The organism is Kitasatospora sp. NPDC041917, assembly GCF_055589745.1.
Window position 1 is genome coordinate 1 of record NZ_JBVJBI010000044.1, and the last position, 21,448, is coordinate 21,448.

The 21,448-nt window shown below is 75.0% G+C and carries 15 protein-coding genes; 8 read left to right on the forward strand and 7 right to left on the reverse strand.

What is annotated here, in order from left to right; all coding sequences use genetic code 11:
- Positions 1 to 145 precede the first annotated feature (145 nt).
- Positions 146 to 1,948, reverse strand: a complete 1,803-nt coding sequence (locus ACZ6EM_RS33960) for a hypothetical protein (RefSeq protein WP_465774070.1) — start codon at positions 1,946 to 1,948, stop codon at positions 146 to 148.
- 623 nt (positions 1,949 to 2,571) lie between these two features.
- Between ACZ6EM_RS33960 and ACZ6EM_RS33965 the strand changes: the two genes are divergently transcribed.
- The 7 genes from ACZ6EM_RS33965 (at position 2,572) to ACZ6EM_RS33995 (ending at position 14,354) form a co-directional block, all read left to right on the forward strand.
- Positions 2,572 to 3,945, forward strand: a complete 1,374-nt coding sequence (locus tag ACZ6EM_RS33965; RefSeq protein WP_401049840.1) for an aminotransferase-like domain-containing protein — start codon at positions 2,572 to 2,574, stop codon at positions 3,943 to 3,945.
- Positions 3,942 to 5,057, forward strand: coding sequence for a 3,5-dihydroxyphenylacetyl-CoA synthase DpgA (gene dpgA / locus ACZ6EM_RS33970; protein ID WP_380550557.1), 1,116 nt, complete (start codon positions 3,942 to 3,944; stop codon positions 5,055 to 5,057). Before ACZ6EM_RS33965 ends, dpgA begins: the two co-directional genes overlap by 4 nt.
- Before the next feature lie 21 nt (positions 5,058 to 5,078).
- Positions 5,079 to 5,762 (forward strand): enoyl-CoA-hydratase DpgB, encoded by a 684-nt coding sequence (gene dpgB / locus ACZ6EM_RS33975; protein WP_401049842.1) that lies wholly within the window; start codon positions 5,079 to 5,081, stop codon positions 5,760 to 5,762.
- Positions 5,759 to 7,060: a (3,5-dihydroxyphenyl)acetyl-CoA 1,2-dioxygenase DpgC gene (gene dpgC, locus ACZ6EM_RS33980; RefSeq protein ID WP_401049845.1), complete on the forward strand. Its 1,302-nt coding sequence runs from the start codon at positions 5,759 to 5,761 to the stop codon at positions 7,058 to 7,060. The genes dpgB and dpgC overlap by 4 nt, the downstream gene beginning before the upstream one ends.
- Positions 7,061 to 7,123: 63 nt before the next feature.
- Positions 7,124 to 7,351 (forward strand): MbtH family protein, encoded by a 228-nt coding sequence (locus ACZ6EM_RS33985; protein ID WP_380550548.1) that lies wholly within the window; start codon positions 7,124 to 7,126, stop codon positions 7,349 to 7,351.
- Positions 7,348 to 9,378 (forward strand): ABC transporter ATP-binding protein, encoded by a 2,031-nt coding sequence (locus tag ACZ6EM_RS33990; RefSeq protein ID WP_401053718.1) that lies wholly within the window; start codon positions 7,348 to 7,350, stop codon positions 9,376 to 9,378. The genes ACZ6EM_RS33985 and ACZ6EM_RS33990 overlap by 4 nt, the downstream gene beginning before the upstream one ends.
- Positions 9,375 to 14,354, forward strand: a complete 4,980-nt coding sequence (locus ACZ6EM_RS33995; protein WP_465774071.1) for an amino acid adenylation domain-containing protein — start codon at positions 9,375 to 9,377, stop codon at positions 14,352 to 14,354. Before ACZ6EM_RS33990 ends, ACZ6EM_RS33995 begins: the two co-directional genes overlap by 4 nt.
- 48 nt (positions 14,355 to 14,402) lie before the next feature.
- Here ACZ6EM_RS33995 and dpgD read toward each other — a convergent pair whose 3' ends face one another.
- From dpgD to ACZ6EM_RS34015, 4 genes are all read right to left on the reverse strand, one after another.
- Entirely contained in the window at positions 14,403 to 15,185 is a 783-nt protein-coding gene (gene dpgD, locus ACZ6EM_RS34000) for an enoyl-CoA-hydratase DpgD (protein WP_401051080.1), read from the reverse strand.
- 148 nt (positions 15,186 to 15,333) lie between these two features.
- Positions 15,334 to 16,884, reverse strand: a complete 1,551-nt coding sequence (locus ACZ6EM_RS34005) for a hypothetical protein (protein WP_401051078.1) — start codon at positions 16,882 to 16,884, stop codon at positions 15,334 to 15,336.
- 14 nt (positions 16,885 to 16,898) lie between these two features.
- Positions 16,899 to 18,989, reverse strand: coding sequence for a hypothetical protein (locus ACZ6EM_RS34010; RefSeq protein WP_401051076.1), 2,091 nt, complete (start codon positions 18,987 to 18,989; stop codon positions 16,899 to 16,901).
- A 160-nt stretch (positions 18,990 to 19,149) separates the two neighbouring features.
- Complete coding sequence (locus ACZ6EM_RS34015) at positions 19,150 to 19,317, reverse strand: hypothetical protein (RefSeq protein WP_465774072.1); 168 nt, start codon at positions 19,315 to 19,317, stop codon at positions 19,150 to 19,152.
- Between the two features lie 163 nt (positions 19,318 to 19,480).
- Here ACZ6EM_RS34015 and ACZ6EM_RS34020 point away from each other — a divergent pair, with 163 nt between their 5' ends.
- Complete coding sequence (locus ACZ6EM_RS34020; RefSeq protein ID WP_465774073.1) at positions 19,481 to 19,960, forward strand: helix-turn-helix domain-containing protein; 480 nt, start codon at positions 19,481 to 19,483, stop codon at positions 19,958 to 19,960.
- A gap of 71 nt (positions 19,961 to 20,031) precedes the next feature.
- On the opposite strand, the gene ACZ6EM_RS34025 is transcribed toward ACZ6EM_RS34020, so the two are convergent.
- Positions 20,032 to 20,634 carry a ClpP family protease gene (locus ACZ6EM_RS34025; RefSeq protein ID WP_387695131.1) on the reverse strand — a complete coding sequence of 201 codons (603 nt, stop codon included), beginning with the start codon at positions 20,632 to 20,634 and terminating at the stop codon, positions 20,032 to 20,034.
- A gap of 1 nt (position 20,635) precedes the next feature.
- Positions 20,636 to 21,274, reverse strand: coding sequence for an ATP-dependent Clp protease proteolytic subunit (locus ACZ6EM_RS34030; RefSeq protein ID WP_380354999.1), 639 nt, complete (start codon positions 21,272 to 21,274; stop codon positions 20,636 to 20,638).
- Positions 21,275 to 21,448 lie beyond the last annotated feature (174 nt).

The window sequence follows — 21,448 nt, forward strand, 5'->3', positions numbered from 1 at the left end:
CTGGTGCGCGTGAGGCGCCGGGTTGGCGAATTCCGTCAAGCCCGCAGGTCCGGCTTTGCGTCAAGCTGGGCTTTCCTTCACGTGGTTGAGACCACGTCAGGGTGACGGACAGCGACGACCGGACGGGCGGTGGCGGGCCCGGCCGTCAGGGCCTGGCGGGTGCCGGGTCCTGGACGCGCCCCTGCAGGGCCTTGGACAGTTCGGCGACGCAGGACGCGAGTTGTCCGGTCGTCAGCTGCCCCGGGTCGCCGCCGCACCCGGCCGCCGGTGCGGCCGGTGTCGGGGCCGCTGTCGGGGCCGGGGTCGGGGCCGGGCGTCCGCCGGGCGCGGTGATGTCGCCGCTCAGCGACACCAGGTTGGGGGTCACCGTGGCGTCGCCCGACAGGTCGATGTAGTCCTGGGTCTGCCCGTTGAAGTCCACGAAGCCGCGCCACATGTCCCGGCCGAACGGGACGATCTCCTGCAGCGCGCCGCCCTGCCCGGCGCTGATGGTGATCGAGGTCTGCTGCGCCATGTACGACACCATCCGGCTGGCCAGCACGTCCAGGTTCACCGACGGGCTGTCGTCGCCGCGCACGTACACGTGCAGGTCGTTGAGGCCGCCGCCGACCCGGTCGGCCTGCAGGACGGCGAAGGCCACCACCAGCTGCGAGGAGCTCTCCCGCGGCACCAGCGGCGTCACGTAGTACAGGTGGCCGTCCGCCCTGGAGCGCAGCAGGAACTCGCCCGGGTTGACGGCGTTGGTCGACGCCGAGGTGTGCGCGTAGCCGAAGCCGCGGTCGTCCTTCGCGCCGCGGCCGCCGAGCCACTGGATCTCGTGGATCTGCGAGCGGACCACCGAGGCCGGGTAGACGGCCCCCGGCAGTTCGCCCGGGGCCACGTCCGCCCGGTACGTCACGCTCGGGCGGCCGTCGGGCGAGCCGCGCAGCACCAGCACCCCGGCGGGTTCCAGGACGGTGCGCTGGCGCCAGCCGGTCTGCCGGGCCACCGAGATCACCACCACCGGCTGGGCGGTGCGGGGGTCGGTGCCGTCGCAGTAGCCCCAGATGTCCTGGTCGCTGTGGACGAGGTCCGGGAAGCGCTCGGCGAGCAGGTTGCGCAGGCTGACGGCCCCGGTGCCGGCGAAGGCCCGGCCGAAGGCGTGCTCGCCGCGGAAGGCGCAGGTGGTGACGGAGTTGGAGCGGCCGTCCCAGACGGCGACGCCCTCCATCGGCTGCTCGCCGGAGCCGTCCAGGACGGCCGTCCACACGCCGCCGCCCGGCGAGGCGTCGGGCAGGTAGTGCAGGCTGTGGCCCATCAGGTGGACCCCGGAGGTCAGGCCGGCACTGTCGGTGAGCGCCTTGGCGGCCGCCGCGTAGGAGGCGGTGCGGGCCTCGAAGTCGAAGTCCGGCATCGGCGCGGTCTTCACGCAGGCCGGCACGTCCGCGGTGCCGACCAGGTCGCAGCGGGTGCCGTCGCCGGCGCGGGTGTGCTCGGTCACCGGCAGGACCGAGCGCGGTGTGCCGGCCCCGCCGGCGGGGACGTCGAGCACGGTGGCCGCCGCGTAGAAGCGGCCCGCGTCCTTGTCGTCGTCCCACAGTCCGGTGCCCGTGCGCACCAGCGAGCCGGCCACCGCCAGCAGCACCGCCGCCAGTGCCAGGCGCACCCGCCACCCGCCGTAGCCGGCCCCGGACTCCTGCGCGACGTACGCGACCACGCCCACCGTGCCGCACAGCCCGATCGCGACCCAGAGCCAGAACAGCGGCGCCGCGTCCAGCACGCCGCCGTGCGGGAGGAACTCCCGCTCGATCAGCAGCACGTAGCTCTGGTCCTGCTGCCCGAACCCGCCGAACACGGTGTGCTTGACCAGCCGTACCAGCAGCGCGACCAGCGGCATCCACAGCCACCAGACGGCCAGCGCCGTCAGCCCGCGTCGCACCACGCCCCGCCGGACATCACTCTTCGTCACACGCCACCCCTGTCCCCGCCCGGCCGCCCGCTGCCCGCGCGCCGGTCCGCGACCTGACGGCGGGCGTCCGATGGTACGCGCCGCACCGCCCCGGCCGCCGGGATATCGCACGGCCAACCATGCTCCCGCCCAAGGGGTTTGCCGTCCGGCGGCCTTTCCCGGGCCGGGCTCCCGGCGGCCCGGGCGCCGCCTGCGGGGTCCGGGTTCCCGCGCCGGGGCCGGGGCGGGCACCGGCGGGCCGCCGGGTCCGGCGGCCGCCACCGGGCCCGCCGGTAGCGGACCGTGACGGGACGGGAACCCTCAGCACTTGACAGTCTCTTGCCCTGAGGCGCGTACTGGAACAAGGACAAACAGCAGACAGGGCCCTGTGCTCCAGGATTCCGTTCGATCTCCGCGGCCGGTGCGAAGCGGCGACAGGGCGTCGGGATGCTCCGCACCCCCGCGTCGTGCCCGGCCCGGTGCCGTCGACGGGCCCTTTTCGTGTGCCGCTACCGCGCCCGCATCGCCGCTCTGCCGCGCGTCCTTCACGCGAGCCCCGGCATCCGCCCTTCCGACGGACTGCCGCCCTGCGGCTCGTCGACGGAAAGGCGGGCACCATGGTGCTCGATTCGACAACTCTGCACGTGAGCATCGAGGACCCGGTTCTCGACCGGATGAACTTCCTGAACGAGATCACGTCCAGTTACCCGGACGCGGTGTCCTTCGCGCCGGGGCGGCCCTATGACGGCTTCTTCGAGGTCGAGGAGATCCACGCCCACCTGCGCCGGTACGCGACGTACCTGGAGAGCCGGGGCGCGGGGCCGGCCGAAGTGCGCGACGGCTTCTACCAGTACGGGCCGGCCGCGGGGCGGATCCGCGAGCTGATCGCGTACTGGCTGCGGCAGGACGAGGGGCTGGAGGTCGCGCCCGAGGCGATCGTGGTGACGGTCGGTGCGCAGGAGGCGATGTTCCTGGTGCTGCGCGCGCTGTTCGCGACGCCCGAGGACGTCCTGCTGCTGGTGACCCCCTGTTATGTCGGGATCATCGGGGCCGCGCGGCTGCTGGACATCCCGGTGGTCGCGGTGCCGGAGCGTGACGGGCGGCTGGTGGTGGCCGACGTGGACGGGGCGGTGCGGGCACAGCGTGCGGCGGGCCGGCGGCCACGGGCGGTGTACGTGGTGCCGGACCACGCCAATCCGACCGGGTCCACGCTGGACCTGGCGACGCGGACCGCGCTGCTGGAGCTGGCCGAGCGCCACGGGCTGCTCGTCCTGGAGGACAGTCCCTACCGGCTGAGCGGCCCGGGGCCGCGGCAGCCGATGCTCAAGGCGCTCGACCGGTCGAGGAGCGTCGTCCAGCTCGGCAGCTTCTCCAAGACGCTGTTCCCCGGCGCGCGGATCGGCTACGTCGTGGCCGACCAGGAGGTGCGGGGCGGGCGCGGCGGGGTGCGGCTGCTCGCGCGGGACCTGGCGAGGGTGAAGAGCATGGTCACGGTGAACACGTCCTCGCTCAGCCAGGCGGCCGCGGCGGGTGCGCTGCTGGGTGCGGACGGCCGGCTCTCCGTGCTGAACGCCAGGGCCGCCGAGCACTACCGCCGCAGCATGGCCGCGACGCTGGCGCAGTTGGAGCGGTGGCTGCCCGAGGGGCGGCGCCGGGAGCTGGGGGTGGGGTGGAACCGTCCCGAGGGCGGGTTCTTCCTCACGCTGCGCACCGGTTTCCGGACCGGCGCCGCTGCCCTGGAGCGTTCGGCCCGGGACTTCGGTGTGATCTGGACGCCGATGGAGTTCTTCCATCCGTACGGCGGGGGCGAGCAGGACATCCGGCTCTCGATCAGTTATCTGACGCCCGGGCAGGTGACCGAGGGCGTCGAGCGGCTCGCGCGGTTCGTGGAGGCGCTCAGCGGCGAGCGGCGCCCGGAGGGGACGCACAGAGCCAGGACACACAGAGCCAGGACGTACAGAGCCGCGGCGCACGGCGGCGACGTGCCCGGCACCGGAACGGAGAGTGACGCATCATGACCGCGGCCCTGGAGCGAGCAATGGTCGCCACGGCCCCGCGCATCCTGAGCGTGGGCACCGCCGTGCCGCCCGAGCACTATTCCCAGGAGGAGCTGCTCGACCTGTTCGGGATCACCGACCGCAAGGTGCGCTCGGTCTTCCTGCTGGGCTCCATCCGGCAGCGTTCGCTGGTGCTGCCCCCGGCGGCACCCGACGGCTCGCGGGTGCGCGAGAGCCAGGGCGACCTCCTGGACAAGCACAAGGCGTGGGCCGTGAGCATGGGGTCGGACGCGATGTCGGTGTGCCTCAAGCGGATCGGGGCCGACCTGTCCGAGGTGGGCTACCTGTGCTGCGTGACGTCGACCGGCTTCCTCACCCCGGGTCTGAGCGCGCTGCTGATCCGCGAGCTGGGCATGGACTGGCACACGGCGCGGGCCGACATCGTCGGCATGGGCTGCAACGCGGGGCTCAACGCGCTGGCCGTGGTGGGCAACTGGGCCGCGGCCAATCCGGGCCGGCTGGCCGTGATGGTCTGCTCGGAGGCCTGCTCGGCCGCGTACACGATGGACTCCACGATGCGTACGGCCGTGGTCAACAGCCTCTTCGGCGACGGCGCGGCGGCGGTGGCGGTGATGGCCGACCCGCGGGGCGGCGAGGGGGCCGAGGAGGAGGGGTCCGGCCCGCGCCCGGAGGGCCCGCGGATCCTGCGGACGGCGAGCGTCACGATCGTCGACGCCATCGACGCGATGCGCTACGACTGGGACCGCGACCAGGACCGCTTCAGTTTCTTCCTGGATCCGCAGATCCCCTACCTGGTGGGCGCGCACGTGGAGGGCGTCGTCGACCGGCTGCTGGCCGGCACGTCGCTGCGCCGCGACGACGTGGCGCACTGGCTGGTGCACTCGGGCGGCAAGAAGGTCATCGACGCGGTCGCCGTCAACCTCGGGCTGACCCGCCACGACCTGCGCCACACCATCACCGTGCTGCGCGACTTCGGCAACGTCTCCAGCGGCTCGTTCCTCTTCTCCTACGACCGGCTCCTGCAGGAGGGCGTGGTCCGCGACGGCGACTACGGCGTGCTCATGACCATGGGGCCGGGTTCGACGATCGAATCCGCGCTCATCCAGTGGTGAACCGACGCGAGGGAGACCGCGATGCCCGTCAACGCCCTGCCCGAAGGCCCCGTGCTGCACGTGGACGGCGGCCGGGAGATCTCGGCCGAACTGACCGAGGCCGTCGGCGCGCTGTGCGACGAGGCGGAGTCCGCCGGAGCCGACTTCGCGACCCTGTACCTCTCCGGCTCCCCGACGGGCGAGGCGGTGGCGAAGCCGGCCGACGTGGCCACCGTGACGAAGTGGGAGCGGGCCGTACGGCGCTTCGAACGGCTGCGGCTGCCCACACTGGCGGCGGCGGGCGGGGAGTGCGGCGGCGCGGCACTGGACCTGCTGCTCGCCACCGACGTGCGGGTGGCGGCACCCGACCTGCGGCTGCAGGTGGCCTTCCACGGGCAGGCCGTGTGGCCCGGCATGGCCGGCTTCCGGCTGGTCCAGCAGCTCGGGCCGGCCCCGGCGCGCCGCACGGTGCTCTTCGGGATGCCGATCACCGCCCGTGAGGCCCTGGAGCACTGCCTGGTGGACCGGGTGAGCACGGACCCCGGGCGCACCCTGGCGGCGGCGGCCCGGCTGCTGCGCCGGCTGTCCGGCCCCGAACTCGCGATCCGCCGCCAACTGGCCTTCGACGCCCAGTGGATGAGCTTCGAGGACGCGCTCGGCCCGCACCTGGCCGCCTGCGACCGCTCGCTGCGGCGCGCCCGGGCGGCGGACGGGGTGACGGCGTGAGCACCCCGAACGGGCGGGCACCCGCCGCCGTACGGGAGCGCGCCGCGGACGGCTTCGACCGGGCGGCCCGGCAGCTGCCGCCGTTCCCCGAGCCCGGGCCGCGCACCGGCGGCCCGCCCGCCGGCACCGAGCGGGCGCTGGAGGACGGCCGCGCGCGGCGCACCGCCTTCCTGGACCTGCACGCCGAGGCGCTGTACGACCGGCTCACCGAGGGCCGCACGCTGCGCCCACGGCTGGAGGCCCTGGTGGAGGGCGCCGCGTTCGCCGTGCCCCACCTGGTGCCCACGCCCGCGCAGCTGCGGGCGGAACGGGCCCTGCCGGTCGCACGGCGCCTGGGCTACGAGATCGACCTGGGCGTCCTCCTGCGCGGGCTGCTGCGCTGCCCGGCCGCCGGCCACCACCTGATGGACTCCATGCTGCGGCCCACCGGGCGCGCGCTGGCCCTGCTCGGGGAGTTCCGGGCCACCGGGGTGGTGCGGATGGAGAGCACCCGGCTGGAGCGGCGCGCGGGGGTGGCCCGGATCACCATGTGCGCCGGGGACCGCCTCAACGCCGAGGACGAGCAGCAGGTCGACGACATGGAGACCGCGGTCGACCTCGCGCTGCTGGACGGGCAGTGCGAGATCGGGCTCGTCCGGGGCGGCGAGATGACGCACCCGCGCTACGCGGGCCGCCGGGTGTTCAGCGCCGGGATCAACCTCAAGCGCCTGCACGCGGGCGAGATCACGCTGGTCGGCTTCCTGCTGCGCCGCGAGCTCGGCTACCTCAGGAAGCTGCTGCTCGGGCTGCGCACGGACGAGGCGTCCTGGCGCTACCCGCTCACCGACATGCCGTGGGTGGCCGCGGTGGACGGCTTCGCGATCGGCGGCGGCATGCAGCTGCTGCTCGCGGTGGACCACGTCCTGGCGGCCTCCGACGCCTATCTGAGCCTGCCGGCCGCGCAGGAGGGGATCGTCCCGGGCGCGGCGGACTTCCGCCTGCCCGCGGTGACCGGCCCCCGGCTGGCCCGGCAGATCATCCTCGGCGGGCGGCGGGTGCGCGCGAGCGATCCGGAGGCCCGCACGCTCGTCGACCGGGTCGTCGACCCGGCGGAGCTCGACGGGGCCGTCGAGCACGCCGTGCAACTGCTGCGCGACCCGGCCGTCACCGCCAACCGCCGCATGGTGAACCTCGCCCTGGAACCGGCGGACGGCTTCCGCGCGTACATGGCGGAGTTCGCCGTCCAGCAGGCGCTGCGCGTCCACGCGGCGGACGTGCTCGGCAAGGCGGGCCGCTTCACGGCCCGGCCGCCCGGCTGAGGCCCCCCGGGCCCCTCCCCCGCCGCCCCGGCGGGCGGCCCCCGAACGATTGAGGAGACCGAGATGACCAGCCCCTTCGACGACCCGGACGCCTCCTACCTCGTCCTGGTCAACCCCCTGGGCCAGTACTCGCTGTGGCCGGCGTTCGCGCAGACACCCGCCGGGTGGCGGATCGCCCACGGCCCGGGCGCGCGCGACGAGTGCCTGGAGTACATCGACCGGGTCTGGAGCGACCAGCGGCCACCGGGCCCGGTCACGGCCACGAACGGCAAGGAGGTCGCCGCGCCATGATGGCCGGCCCGGGCCCGCTGATCACGGTACGGGCCACCGGCGGCGACGGGCCCGACCCGGCCCGGGGCCGGGTCAGGCCCGGCACCGCGCGGCGGATCCGGCCCTACCTGCGGCCCTACCGCCGGCAGATCGCCGCGCTGCTGAGCCTGACCGTGGTCGACGCCGTCATCACCGTTTCCACGCCGCTGCTGTTCAAGGTGCTCATCGACCACGGCATCGTGCCCCACGACCGGGGCGTGGTGGCGGCCGCCGCCGCCGCGGTGGCGGGCCTGGCGCTGCTGCAGGCGCTGGTGGGCTTCTTCGTCAGCCGCAGTTCGGCGCGCATCGGCGAGGGGCTCGTCTACGACCTGCGCACCGAGGTCTTCCAGCACGTGCAGCGCCAGCCGCTGGCGTTCTTCACCCGCACCCAGACCGGTTCGCTGGTGAGCCGGCTCAACACCGACGTGATGGAGGCCCAGCAGGCGGTGACCGTGCTGCTGTCCAACGTGCTCTCCAGCCTGGTGGTGCTGGGCCTGGTGCTCGTCACGATCTTCCTCCTGTCCTGGTTCGTGGGCCTGGTCGTGCTCGTCACGGTGCCGCTGTTCGTGCTGCCCGGCCGCGTCGTGGGGCGCCGGCTGCAGCGCAACCTGCGCACGTCGATGCAACTGGACGCCGAACTCGGCTCGTTCCTGCAGGAGCGCTTCAACGTGGCCGGCGCGCTGCTGGTCAAGCTCTACGGCCGGCCGAAGGGCGAGGCCCGGCGGTTCGCCGGCACCGCGGCGCGGGTGCGGGACGTCGGCGTGGTCACCTCCGTCTACTCGCGGATGCTGCTGGTGACGGTGACGCTGCTGGCCTCGCTCGCCACCGCGGTGGTCTACGGCGTCGGCGGCGAACTGGTGATCGACGGGGCCATCCAGATCGGCTCGCTGGTGGCCCTGGCCACCCTGCTGGCGCGGCTCTTCGGCCCGATCAACCAGCTCTCCAACCTGCAGTCGAACTACCTCACCGCCCTCGTCTCCTTCGACCGGCTGTTCGAGGTGCTGGATCTCAAGCCGCTGATCGCGGAACGGCCCGACCCGGTCGTGCTGCCCGCCGCGGCCCGGGCCCCGGCCCCGGAGGTCGAGTTCGAGGACGTCTCCTTCCGCTACCCCTCCGCGAAGGACGTCTCCCTCCCCTCGCTGGAGACGCTGTCGCTGCCGGCCCCGGAACGCTCCGGCAACGCCGCGGCGCTGCGCGGGGTGAGCTTCCGCGCCCCGGCGGGCCGGCTGACCGCGCTCGTCGGGCCCTCCGGCGCCGGCAAGACCACGATCAGCCAGCTGGTCGCGCGGCTCTACGAACCCACCGCGGGCACCGTGCGGATCGGCGGCCACGACGTGCGCGACCTGTCCCTGGCCTCGCTGCACGACACCGTCGGCATGGTGACCCAGGACGCGCACATGTTCCACGACACCATCCGCGCCAACCTGCTCTACGCCGAGCCGGACGCCACCGAGACGCAGCTCGTCGAGGCCTGCCGGGCCGCGCAGGTCTGGGACCTGGTCTCCGCGCTGCCCGACGGGCTCGACACCGTCGTGGGCGACCGCGGCTACCGCTTCTCCGGCGGCGAGAAGCAGCGCCTGTCGATCGCCCGGCTGCTGCTCAAGAAACCGACCGTGGTCGTGCTCGACGAGGCCACCGCCCACCTGGACTCCGAGTCCGAGGCGGCCCTGCAGAAAGCGCTGTGGACCGCCCTGGCCGGCCGCACCGCCCTGGTGATCGCCCACCGCCTGTCCACCGTCCGCGAGGCCGACCAGATCCTCGTGGTCCAGGACGGGCGCGTGGTCGAACGCGGCCGGCACACCGACCTCGTCGACGCCGACGGCCTGTACGCGGAGCTCTACCGCACCCAGTTCGCCGAACCGCCCGCGCCGCGCCCGGAAGCCGAGCAGCACTCGGCGAACGGCTACGGCGACCTGCCCCCGCTGCCGCGCGGCGGAGGGCCCCTGCGCCGGCTGCCGCCGCCCCAGACGGCGCCCGAGCCCGGCCGACCCGAACGGAGAGCACGATGAGCCAGTTGACGGTCGAGGACGTGTGGCCGCTTTCCCCGCTGCAGGAGGGACTGCTGTTCCACGCCTCGTACGACCAGGACGCGCCCCGGGACGTGTACGTGGGGCAGCGGATCCTCAACCTCGACGGGGACCTGCGCCCCGAGGTGCTGGAGGCGTCCTGGCAGGCGGTGCTGGACCGGCACGCGAGCCTGCGCGCCGCCTTCCGCTCGCGCGCGTCCGGCGACACCGTCCAGGTGATCGCCAGGGGCGTGCGGATCCCCTGGACGTACGCCGACCTCGGCGGGCTGGGCGAGGAGGAGGCCGCGCGGGAGGCCGCGCGCCTGGCCGCGGTCGACGCGCGGCGCTTCGACCTCGGCGTGCCGCCGCTGCTGCGGGTGCTGCTGCTGCGCGCCGGCCCCGGCCGGCACCGGATGGTGGTGACGATGCACCACATCCTGATGGACGGATGGTCGCTGCCGATCCTGTTCGGCGAACTGTGGGAGGTCTACGGCAACGGCGGCGACGCCTCGGTGCTCCCCAAGGTGCCGCAGTACCGCGACTACCTCGCCTGGCTGGTGCGCCGGGACACCGACGCCTCGCGCGCGGCCTGGCGCGCGATGCTGGCCGGGACGGAGGAGCCCACCCTGGTGGGCCCGGCCGACCGCGGCGGCGCGCCGGTGATGCTGCGGCACGTGGTCGAGCGGCTCGGCGACGACCTCGCCGAGCGGCTGCGGGAGACGGCGCGCTCCGCCGGGGTCACCTTCAACCGGGTCTTCCAGGTCGCCTGGGCGCTGCTGGTGGGCAAGCTGTCCGGCCGGCTGGACACCGTCTTCGGCGCGACCGTCTCCGGCCGGCCCGCCGAGGTGCCGCAGGCGGACCGGATGGTCGGGCTGTTCATCAACACCGTGCCGGTGCGGGTGCCGCTGGACCCGGCCCTGCCCTTCCGCCGGGCCATGGCGGCGCTGCAGGACCAGCAGACCGCCCTGCTGGACCACCAGCAGCTGAGCCTGCCGGAGATCCAGCGCGCCGGCGGTCCCGGCGCGGTCTTCGACACTCTGATGGTCTTCCAGAACTATCCGCGCGGGCCGATGGCGGCCCCCTCGGCCGGACCGGCGGCGCCCGCCGGTCCGGGCCGGGCGCCGCGGCCCGCCGACGGCTCGCCCCCGGGCGAGGGCCTGGGCGGCACGGCGCTGCGCAGCGGGGAACAGGCCGGCGGCCCGCTGGGGCCGCCGCCGGGCGACGGGCGGGAGCCGCCGGGAGGTCCGTCCGGGATCGGCCTGCGGGGCCCGGCCGGCATCCGGGTCTCGGCCGGCGGCGGCGAGGAGGCCGCCCACTACCCGCTGACCATCGTGGTCACGCCGACCGACGACATCGAGGTCCGGCTGGACTACCGGCCCGACCTGTTCGACGAGCGCACCGCCCGGGGCCTGGTCGACCGGATGCTCCTGGTGCTGCGCCAGGTCGCGGACGACCCGGACGTGCCCCTGGGCCGGCTCGACGTGCTGACCGGCGAGGAGCGGCACGAACTGGACGGCTCCGGGTACCGGACCCGCCGCGAGCTGCCCGGCGCGACGCTCGCCGAGCTCTTCGAGCAGCAGGCGCGCCGCACCCCCGGGGCCGTGGCCGTGGTGTCCGGGGACACCGAGCTGACGTACGCCGGGCTGGACCGGCGGGCGAACCGGCTGGCGCGCCGGCTGGCCGCGCTCGGCGTGCGCCCGGAGACGGTGGTGGGCGTGGTCGCCGAGCGTTCGCCCGAGCTGATCGCCGCGCTGCTGGCGGTGGTGAAGGCCGGTGCGGCGTACCTGCCGATGGACGGCCGGCACCCGGCCGCCCGGCTCGCCGCGACGGCGGCGCAGGCGGGTGCGGCCGTCGTCCTGGTCGACGGGCCGAACGCGCGGCGGGGCCTGGCCGACGCCGCGCTGTTCGAGGGCGCCGAGGTGCTCCTCCTGGAGCCGGCCCCCGCGGGCCCGGACTCCCCCGGCCCGCCCGGCCCGCCCGGCTCCCCCGCCGCGAACGGGGACGGCGCGGCCTTCCCCGCCGTGCCGGTGCGCCCGGAGAACCTCATGTACGTCGTCTACACCTCGGGTTCCACCGGCCTGCCCAAGGGCGTCGCGGTGACGTACGGCAGCGTCCTGGCGTTCTGCCTGGACGGGTGCTGGTCGGCCGAGACCCTCGAACGGGTGCTGGTGCAGGCCAACCACGCCTTCGACGCCGCCACCTACGAGATCTGGACGACGCTGCTGCACGGCGGCCGGCTGGTGCTGGTGCCGCCCGGGGACGTCGACACGGTCGAGCGCGGCCGGCTGATCGCGGACCAGAAGGTGACCAGCGTGCACGCCACGGCCGGGCACTTCCGGGTGCTCGCGGAGCAGGCCCCGCACATCTTCGCCGGGGTGCGCGAGGTGTCCACCGGCGGCGACGTGGTCTCCGCGCACGCCGTACGGACGCTGCTGCGCTCCCACCCGGGCCTGGTGGTGCGCACCACCTACGGCCCGACCGAGTCCACCGCCTTCGCCACCCAGCTGCCCTTCACCGACCCGGACGCGGTGCCCGACGCGGTGCCGCTGGGCCTGCCGATGGACAACACCAGGGCGTTCGTCCTGGACGCGTTCCTGCGGCCCGTGCCGGTCGGCATGACGGGCGAGCTCTACCTCGCCGGGGCCGGGCTGGCGCGCGGCTACCTGGGGCGCGCCTCGCTCACCGCGGAGCGCTTCGTCGCCTGCCCCTTCCCCGCCGAGGGCGAGCCCGAGGGCGCGCGGATGTACCGCACCGGCGACCTGGCGCAGTGGACCCGGGACGGGCAGCTGCTCTTCCTCGGCCGCGCCGACAAGCAGCTCAAGATCCGCGGGTTCCGCGTCGAGCCGGCCGAGATCGAGGCCGTGCTCGCCGCCCACCCGGGCGTCGCGCAGGCGCTGGTGGTCGCGGTCGAGGACGCGGACGGCCGCAAGCGGCTGGCCGGGTACGCGGTGCCGGCCGGCGGCCGGGAGGCCCCGCCCGAGCCGCGGGCTCTGGTGGAGTACCTCGCCGGGAAGCTGCCCGACTACCTGGTCCCGGCCTCGGTGACCGTGCTGGAGGCGCTGCCGGTGACGGCGAACGGCAAGGTCGACCGGGCCGCCCTGCCGCGGCCCGTCTTCGCCGGCCCGGCGCAGGGGCGCGCCGCGGCCACCGACGCGGAGGAGCTGCTGTGCCGGCTCTTCGCCGAGGTGCTGAACCTGGAACGGGTGGGCGCGGAGGACTCGTTCTTCGGCCTCGGCGGCGACTCGATCACCTCGATGCTGCTGGCGGGGCGGGCCCGCAAGGCCGGGCTGGCGATCACGCCGCGCCAGGTCTTCGAGCTGCGCACGCCCGCGGAGCTCGCGCGGGTGGCCGAGCCGGTCGACGCCGAGCGGGCGGCCCGCCCCGAGGACGTCCCCTGGGGCCCGGTGCCGCTGACCCCGGTGATGCACGAGATCGCGGCCCGCACGGGTTCGGCCGCGCGCGCGGGCAGCCAGTCGATGGTGCTGACCGCCCCGCCCGGTCTGACGCCCGGCCTGCTGGCCGCCGTGCTGCACGCTGTCCTCGACCGGCACGACGTGCTGCGGGCGCGGCTGGAGGAGGCGGACGGGCGGCTGGTGGTCCCCGAGCCCGGCACGGCCCCGGCCGTCGCCGCGGCGGACCTGGTGACCCGGGTGGAGGCGGCGGGCCTGGACGGGGCGCGGCTGGACGCGCTGCTCGACGAGCAGGCCGCGGCCGCCGAGGCCGCGCTCGCGCCGCGGGACGGCGTGATGCTGCGGGCCGTGCTCGTCGAGCGCGGCGCCGCGCAGGGCGCCCTGGTACTGCTGACGGCCCACCACCTGGTGATCGACGGGGTCTCCTGGCGGGTGCTGATGCCCGATCTGGCGCTCGCCCACACGGCCCTGGCCGCCGGGGGCGCGGACGCGGCGCGGGCGGCCGTCGCCCCCGAGCCGACCTCGTTCCGCCGCTGGGCGGGCGCCCTGGCGGAGCGGGCCAGGGCGCAGCGGACGGTGGACGAGCTGCCGGCCTGGCGGCGGGTGCTCGACCGGGTCGAGCCGCCGATCGCCGGACGTGCGCCGGACCCGCGGACCGACACCGTGGGGGGCGGGGTGTCCCGCGCCGAGCTGACCGTTCCGGCGCCGATGGCGGGAGCGCTGCTGGCGGCCCTGCCCGCGGCCTACCACGCGGGGGTCGACGACGTGCTGCTGTCCGGGCTGACGGCGGCGCTCGACGAGTGGCTGCGGGCGCGCGGCGGGCGGTCCCCGGAGGGCTTCCTGATCGACCGGGAGGCGCACGGCCGGGTGCCGCTGGCCGAGGACATGGACCTGACGCGCACGGTCGGCTGGTTCACCGCCGTCCATCCGGTGTGGCTGGAGCCCGGTCCGGTCGACACGGCCGAGGTCCGGGCGGGCGGGGCGGACGCGGCGCGGCTGATCAAGCGGGTCAAGGAGCAGCTGCGGCAGGTGCCGGGCGACGGTCTGGGGTACGGGCTGCTGCGGTACGTGAACCCGGCCACGCGGGCGGTGCTGGAGCCGCTGGCGCAGCCGCAGATCGGGTTCAACTACCTGGGCCGGTTCGGCGGGACCGGCGGGGAGGCGGACGTCCCCGGTGCCGACGGGGTGCCGGCCGGGGTGTCCGCGCGGGCGTGGACGCCGGCGGGTGAGCGCCCGGTGCCCGACGGCGGCGTGGACCCGTCGACACCGCTGCGGCACGTGCTGGAGATCAACGGTTCGGCGCGGGACCTGCCCGAGGGGCCCGAGCTGGGCTTCGTCCTGGAGTCGCCGGGCGGGCTGCTCACCGGGGCGGAGCTGGGCGATCTCGCCGGGCGCTGGCGGGCGGTGCTGGAGGGCCTGGTGCGGCACGCCGCCGAGGGGTCCGGGGGCCACACCCCGTCGGACTTCTCGCTGATCTCGCTGGGGCAGGAGGACATCGACGAGTTCGAGTCGGCCTTCGGCGGTGCGGGCGAAGGCCGGGGCGAGGGCAGGGGCGAGGGCCGGGGCTGAGCGGGTCGCGCCGGCGCGGGCGTCGGAGCGGCTCCGGAGGGGGCCGGTTCAGCGCCCGCGCCACACGGGTGCGCGTTTCTCGGCGAAGGCGCGCGGTCCCTCCCGGGCGTCCTCGCTGGCCCGGCGGACCTGCTCCCAGTGGTAGCGGGTGGTGAAGGCCTGCTCCAGCGGCAGGTCCACCGAGCGCAGCACGGCCTCCTTCAGGGCGCGTTGGGACAGGGGGGCGCAGCGCAGCAGGTCGGCCGTCCACCGCTCGACGCAGGCGTCCAGCTGGTCGTCCGGGACGACCTCGTTGACCAGTCCGAGGGCCAGTGCCTCGTGGGCCGACATCCGGCGCCCGGTCAGCAGGTAGCCCATCGCGGCCTTGAGCGGGATCTGCCGGGCCAGCCGGAAGGCCCCGCCCGCGCCGGGGATCAGGCCGAGGGCGGCTTCGGGCAGGGCGAAGACGGCGCTCTGTGCGGCGATCACCAGGTCGCAGGCGAGGACGAGTTCGAAGCCGCCGCCGAGGGCGTGGCCGCGGACCCGGGCCAGGACGGGTTTGGACAGCGTGAAGCGGTCGGTCAGGCGGGGCGAGCCCGGCTGGCCCCGGGAGCCGAAGCTCGTCGGCGGGTGTCCCTCGCGGTCGAGCCGGGCCCGTTCCTTGAGGTCCTGTCCGACGGAGAAGGCGCGCTCGCCCGCGCCGGTCAGCACGACCAGCCGCACCTCGTCGTCGCGTTCGACCTCGTCCCAGACCGCGCCGAGTTCGGCGTGCATCCGCTGGTCCATCGCGTTGAGGACGTGGGGCCGGTTCAGGGTGACGCGTGCGACGTGGCCGGCCCGCTCGTAGAGCACGGGCCGGTCCGTCGCGGGCCGCGGTGTCGCGGGCCGCGGTGCTGCGGGTTCCTGTGCCGCGGGTGGCGGCGTCGCGGGGTCCACGCGGGCAGGCTACCGGTGGGGGCGGGCCGTCGGGCGCAGGCCGTGCCGCGGCGCCGCGGCCCGGTCAGCCGTCGCTGCCGATCGAGCAGTTGGGGTCGGGGGCGTGGCCGAGGGGCCAGGCGAGGGTGTCCAGGACGGCGTTCCTGGTGGCCGGGTCGAGGTGGACGACGGGCACGGCCTTGTTGTACGGGTTGCCGTACTGGTCGAGGCAGATCCAGCCGCTGGCGCCGTCGACCCGGTTGTCGCCGTGCAGCCGTCGCCAGCTCTGGACGACGTCGTCCGTCGAGGGCGTCCTCACGTTCCCCACCGTCTGGTTGCGGATGCCCGCAATGGCGGTGGAGACCGAGTCGTAGGTGATGATCACGCGGCCGTCGCGCAGGTCGGCGGGGCCGATCGCGTCGGGTGCCTTGGTGTCGGGCTCGCCCAGCAGGTCGGCCAGCTCCTTCGAGGCGGCCTTGGAGCCGCCGGGGCCCTCGGTGCTCTTCTCCCCGAAGGTGTCGGGGTGGGCGAGGGCGGTGTAGCGCACGGTGATGCCGGCGCCCGTGCTGAGGGCGTCCCACTTGTCGGCGAACTTCTCGTCGACCATCAGGGTGGAGGCGTGCGAGCCGGTGACGACCGTGTAGTGCTTGTTGCACTTCCGGTTGCCCAGTTCGACCAGGAACTGGCGCAGTTGGACCGGGCGGCCGGCGAAGTAGAGGGTCGTGGCGGCGGAGGTGCAGATGCTTGGCACCATCTGGTGGAAGTCGTTGGCGAGGTTGCCCTCGTCGTTGAAGTCGGGCGGCGACTGGTAGGTCTCCGGGGCGTTGGGGGCGCCCTTGGTGAGCTTCTCGAAGGTCTGGCGCAGGGTGGCGAGGTAGTTGTCGTTGTCGCGGGTGTCCTCGATCACCAGGGCCTCTTCGGGCTTGATGGCCGCCCCGTACGAGGTGAGGGCGCCGGCCTGGTCGGCGTTGCCGGGGGCGATGCGCGCCAGTCCCGGGTAGCGGCGCGGGTCGGCGGCGGTGTTCTTGATGTCGTCCGCGGTCATGGGGCCGGCGACGACCGGGATGTGCTTGTCCGCGGTGAGGTAGCGCACGGCCTGTTCGGTCTCGGCGATGCTGATGTTGATGCCCGTGACGGCCCGCAGGTTCTGCTTCCCGTCGGCCGCGGCCTGCGCCAGCTGGTCGGCGACGGCGCGCCACTGGAGGTAGCCGCGGCCGGGGTTGGCCAGCACCAGCCGGATCGGGGGCTGCCGCTTGTTCTTGTTCCTGTCGTCGTTGGCCCAGTGCTGGGCCAGGTAGGCGCCCTGCACCTGTTCGACCAGTTCGCGCCGTTCGGCGGGCGCGGCGGAGGTCATGGGGATCATCAGGGCGACGGTGACGGGCGAGCTGTCGGCCACGCGGTCGTTCTCGGCCTTGATGCGGGCGGTGACCTGCTTCAGCTCGTCGGTGAAGACGTAGGCGCCGTCGGTGACGCCGACGCACTCGTGCCGGTCCCCGCGCCGCTCCACGCCGGGGGCGCAGGAGGGGTCGTCGACCAGCAGGTACTCGTATCCCAGATAGCCCCCGGCGGCCAGGACGGCGGCGGCGAGGACGGCCGCCAGCGCGCGGTTCAGGGGACCGTCGGGCAGAACGCTCATGGTCGGGGGTCTCCTCAGATCGGGAGGTGGGGGGCCTGGACCCAGCGCCGCAGGAGCTGCGGCCAGGTCTCGTACGCGTGGAAGAACACCGTCTGGTGGGCGGCCCCGGCGAGCTGGGCCAGGGTGAGCAGTTGCAGCTGGACGCTCCCGATCAGCCGCTCGTCGGGCGGTGCGAGCGGGTGCGACTGCTGCCACAGCGCGTCGACGAGGAACTCGACCGCCTGGTGCACGGGGGTGCCGGCGCCCCCGCAGGCCGGGCAGTCCTCGGGCTGGGCCGCGAGGGCGGTCAGGTTCCGGGGCGGGTGCGGCGCGGCGCAGACCAGGTTGAGGGCGGTGAGCCAGCCGGCCGTGTCGTGGCCGGCCAGGCGCCGGTGGAGGGCGCGCACGACGGTGCCCGTGTCGAGGACGGCGAGGGAGTGGTGCAGGAAGCGGTCGTCGGACGGGGCGGCGTTGCGCGGGGCCACGGCCTGCGGGTCGGCGGTCTGCGGGTCGGCGGCCTGCGGGGCGTAGCGGTCGCAGAGGGTCTCGTGGATGTCGTGCCACCGCTCGGCCCCAGGGGTCGCGTCGAGCGCGGTGACCAGGCGGTGGCCGAGCAGGGCGCGCAGGGTGGGGTCGCCGACGAACGGCGCGCCGGTGCCCGGCCACGGGTGGGCGCCCCAGTGGTCGTGCTGCAGCAGCTGTCTGGTCGTCTGGACGCGCAGGGTCCCGTTGTCGCCGGGCGGGTAGTGGGCGTCGAGCGCGTGGGCGGCGTCCTCGTCGAGCGCCGGGGCGAAGTTGGTCAGGCGCTCCCGGGCGGTGTCGTCGGGGACCAGGAGGCGCAGCAGCCGCTCGTGCGCCGGCGTGTCGGGCTCGTCCTCGGCGGGCAGGTCGAACAGGGTGCGCGGGTCGGGGCTCTGCCCGAGGCGCACGGCCCGTCGGACGGCCTGGACCAGGGCGTGGGCGATGCCGGCCCGGCCCGCGCTGAGGCGGTGGATCAACTGGGCGATGTCGGGCCCGGGGTGGTCCGTGCCGAACATCCACGTGACCTCGTCGAGGGTCAGCTGGGCCAGCGGCAGCCGCAGGGTCCAGCCGGCCGGTGTCTGCGGCCGGTCCTCGCGCCAGAACGGGCCGGTGGCGTTGCGTGTCGTCGCGGTGGTGCTCTCGGGGTCGGGGGTGGCCGGTTCCGGTGCCAGGACGGTGACGACCACGCCCGGCCGCGTCCGGACCGTCTCCTCGTGCCAGACCCGGGTCAGCATGTCCAGGACCGGGCGGCCGAGCGGGGTGTGGGCGTTGTCCAGGAGCAGCAGCGGGCGCGGCAGCCGGTTCCTCAGGCGCGCCCAGGTGTAGTGGTCGTCGATGTCCGCCAGGAGGGCGGCCATCAGGTGCCGCTCGGCGCGCTCGCGGTCGTGCGCGTTGCCGCGGAAGCCGCGGGCGAGCTCGGAGAGCTGGACGTTCGCCTCGCCCTGGGCGCTGACCCGCCGTTCGGCCCACCAGCGCAGGCCGTTCTTGTTGGCGCGGGCGCCGAGCAGTTCGGTGGCGACGATGTCGGCGAGCGAGGCGACGAGTTCGTTGACCCCGGGGCCCAGCCCGGCCGCGGTGCCGAGGTTCGGGGCGACCTGTCTGATCCATTTCGCCACCTTGTCCCGGCGCACCTGGGCGTCGGGCTGGCTCTCGCGCAGCAGACTCTCCAGGCGCCGGCCGGCGGCCTCCAGTTCGCCGAGCCCGACGGTCTGCCAGCTGGTGACCGCCAGCAGGCCCTGGGTGAGCCGGGGGAAGGACAGGCCCGCGCCGAACCTGTTCGCCCGCCGGCTCAGCTCGTACCGCAGGTGGAAGAGCAGGTCCGAGGTGTGGGAGGCGTTGCTCAGCCGGGGGGCCTCGTTCTCGGCGGGCAGGGCGAGGCCGGGGCGGCCGAAGTCCGCGCGCCCGAGGTCCGCGTAGGCCTGGGGCAGGCGCTCGGCGTACCGCACCTCCAGGGTCTTCAGGAGGGTGGTCCTGCCGGTCAGGCGCCCGCCGGAGCACTCGATGAGCAGGGGGATCCCGGCCGGGATGCGCAGCCGGGTGCCGCCCCCGGGTTCGGGCCCCGACAGTTCGAGGCCGACCAGCGAGGGAACGACGGCCTTGAACACAGCCGCCCGTCCGTCCAGAACCACCGCGACCCCCCTGTCCTCCGGCGCGGCGGGAGTACGCCACGCCGGATGGAGAATAGGGGAACCGGTCGGTCCGCCACAGGTGTATCGCCGCGGACCCGGCCCTGGGTTGCCAATTCGTGACTCGCCTGATACTCCGTCAGATTTCCTGCGGGGGCGGCCCCGCGCCGCGGACCGCCTCCTCGAACAGGTCGCGGGCGCGCTCCCACTCCCCCTCGTCCGCGGCCTCGCGCCCGCGCCCGAACGCGGCTTCGGCGGCGGGCGACAGGGGCGGCAGGGGCAGCGGCGACGGCTCCGTGGGGTCCACGGCCCCATGGTTACCACGGGCCTGCGACAGTCCGGTGTCCTGCGGGTGCGCACCCGGCCACCGGGCGGCGCCCGCGCGGGCGGGGCGGGCGGGGACGGGCGGATTCACCCAGGGCAGAACGCCGTGCTCTTCCCCCCGGGCCCCCGGTCCCTAGGCTGAAGGGGTGAGCACTCAAGCGCCGAACGAAGCCCGCGTCATCCCCCTGCGCCCGCACGCCTCGCCGCCCGCGTCCGGCGGGGAGTCCCGCCCACCGCGGACGCCCGCGCGCAGGGAGCCGCTGTGGCGCGACGTCGTCGGCGACGTGCTGCGGCGCGAGCGGCTCGCCCAGGAGCGCACGCTGAAGGACGTCTCGGAGGCGGCCCGGATCTCGATGCCGTACCTGTCGGAGCTGGAGCGCGGGCGCAAGGAGGCCTCCTCCGAGGTGCTCGCGGCGGCCGCCCGGGCGCTGGGGCTCGGCCTCGCTGACCTGCTCTCGCTCGCCCAGGACGAACTGGCCCGCTACGCCCCGAGCCGGGTCGGCCAGGGCCTGGCGGACCGGAACCGGGCGGACCGGAACCGGGTGGGCCGGACGGGCCAGGGCCTCGCGGGCCGGGGCCGCACCTCGCCCACGGGGCGGTACGACGGACTCTGCCTCGTCGCCTGACCGCGGCGCGGCACCGCGGCGGCCGGGTACGGCAGGGGGGCGAGCCCCTGCCGTACCCGGCCGCGCGCGGCTCACCCGGACGCGAAGCGCCGGCTCAGCACCTGGTCGGCGATCCCGTAGGCGACGGCCTCCTCGGCGGAGAGCACCTTGTCCCGGTCCATGTCCGCGCGCAGCGTCGCCACGTCGTGGTGGGTGTGCCGGGACAGGACCTCCTCCACCTGCGCGCGGATGCGGACCATCTCCTTGGCCGCGAGGCTGAGGTCGGAGACCGTCCCCCGCCGGCCGCCGCTGGCCGGCTGACCGAGCAGCACCCGGGCGTGCCGGAGCACGAACCGCCGCCCGGGGTCCCCGCCGGCCAGCAGCACCGCCGCCGTGGAGGCGGCCTGGCCGACGCAGAAGGTGGAGATCGGCGCCTGCACGAAGGTCATCGTGTCGTAGATCGCCATCAGTGAAGTGAACGATCCGCCGGGCGAGTTGAGGTAGATCGAGATCTCCCGCTCCGGGTTCTCCGACTCCAGGTGCAGGAGTTGGGCGATGACCACGTTGGCGACCGAGTCGTCGATCTCGGTGCCGAGGAAGACGATCCGCTCGTTCAGCAGCCGGCTGAAGACGTCGTAGGTGCGTTCGCCCTGCGCGGTGCGCTCGATGACGTAGGGAACCGTGTACGAGCCCATGTCACAGTCCGATCCGTCGGCGGGAGGCGGCCGGGCGGATGTCGGCGACCGACTCCACCACCCGGTCCACGAGCCCGTACTCCCTGGCCTGCTCGGCGGTGAACCAGCGGTCCCGGTCGCCGTCGCGCGCGATGGTCTCCTCGCTCTGCCCGGTGTGCTCGGCGGTGATCCGCTCGATGGCCCGCTTGGTGAACTGGAGGTTCTCCGCCTGGATCTCGATGTCCGCGGCGGTGCCGCCGATGCCCGCCGAGGGCTGGTGCATCATGATCCGCGCGTTCGGCAGGGCGAAGCGCTTGCCGGGCGCCCCCACCGTGAGCAGGAACTGGCCCATGCTGGCGGCGAAGCCCATCGCCAGCGTCGAGACGTCGTTCGGGATGAGCCGCATGGTGTCGTAGACGGCCAGACCCGCGGTGACCGAGCCGCCGGGGCTGTTGATGTACAGGCTGATGTCGGTGCGCGGGTCCTCCGCCGACAGCAGCAGCAGCTGCGCGCACACCCGGTTCGCCGACACGTCGTCGACCTGCGTGCCGAGCAGCACGATCCGCTGGGCGAGCAGCTGCGCCGCGAGGTGGTCGTCGAAGGCGCTGGGCGGGGTGTCGCCCTCCGCCGCGCGGGGCGGGGGCGTGGTGAGCGGGGCCATCGGGTCTCCTTGTCGAGGCGGGGGGCGGAACTCGCCGTCCACTCCACTCTCGCCCCGGGAGGGCCTCCGGATGCGGCCGCTCTGCCCGCGGCGGATTCGCCGAGGGCAGAGGGGGCCGGCGCCCTGCCGCGCCGCCGGACCCGGGGCCCGTCCGCAGGGAACGGTCGGAAAACT

Bases quoted from the DNA above. Each gene is read 5' to 3' on its own strand.
- ACZ6EM_RS34025 (WP_387695131.1), bottom strand. From the start codon at position 20,634: ATGGGCTCGTACACGGTTCCCTACGTCATCGAGCGCACCGCGCAGGGC.
- ACZ6EM_RS33990 (WP_401053718.1), top strand. From the start codon at position 7,348: ATGATGGCCGGCCCGGGCCCGCTGATCACGGTACGGGCCACCGGCGGC.
- ACZ6EM_RS33995 (WP_465774071.1), top strand. From the start codon at position 9,375: ATGAGCCAGTTGACGGTCGAGGACGTGTGGCCGCTTTCCCCGCTGCAG.
- ACZ6EM_RS34030 (WP_380354999.1), bottom strand. From the start codon at position 21,274: ATGGCCCCGCTCACCACGCCCCCGCCCCGCGCGGCGGAGGGCGACACC.
- dpgA (WP_380550557.1), top strand. From the start codon at position 3,942: ATGACCGCGGCCCTGGAGCGAGCAATGGTCGCCACGGCCCCGCGCATC.
- ACZ6EM_RS34005 (WP_401051078.1), bottom strand. From the start codon at position 16,884: ATGAGCGTTCTGCCCGACGGTCCCCTGAACCGCGCGCTGGCGGCCGTC.
- dpgB (WP_401049842.1), top strand. From the start codon at position 5,079: ATGCCCGTCAACGCCCTGCCCGAAGGCCCCGTGCTGCACGTGGACGGC.
- ACZ6EM_RS33985 (WP_380550548.1), top strand. From the start codon at position 7,124: ATGACCAGCCCCTTCGACGACCCGGACGCCTCCTACCTCGTCCTGGTC.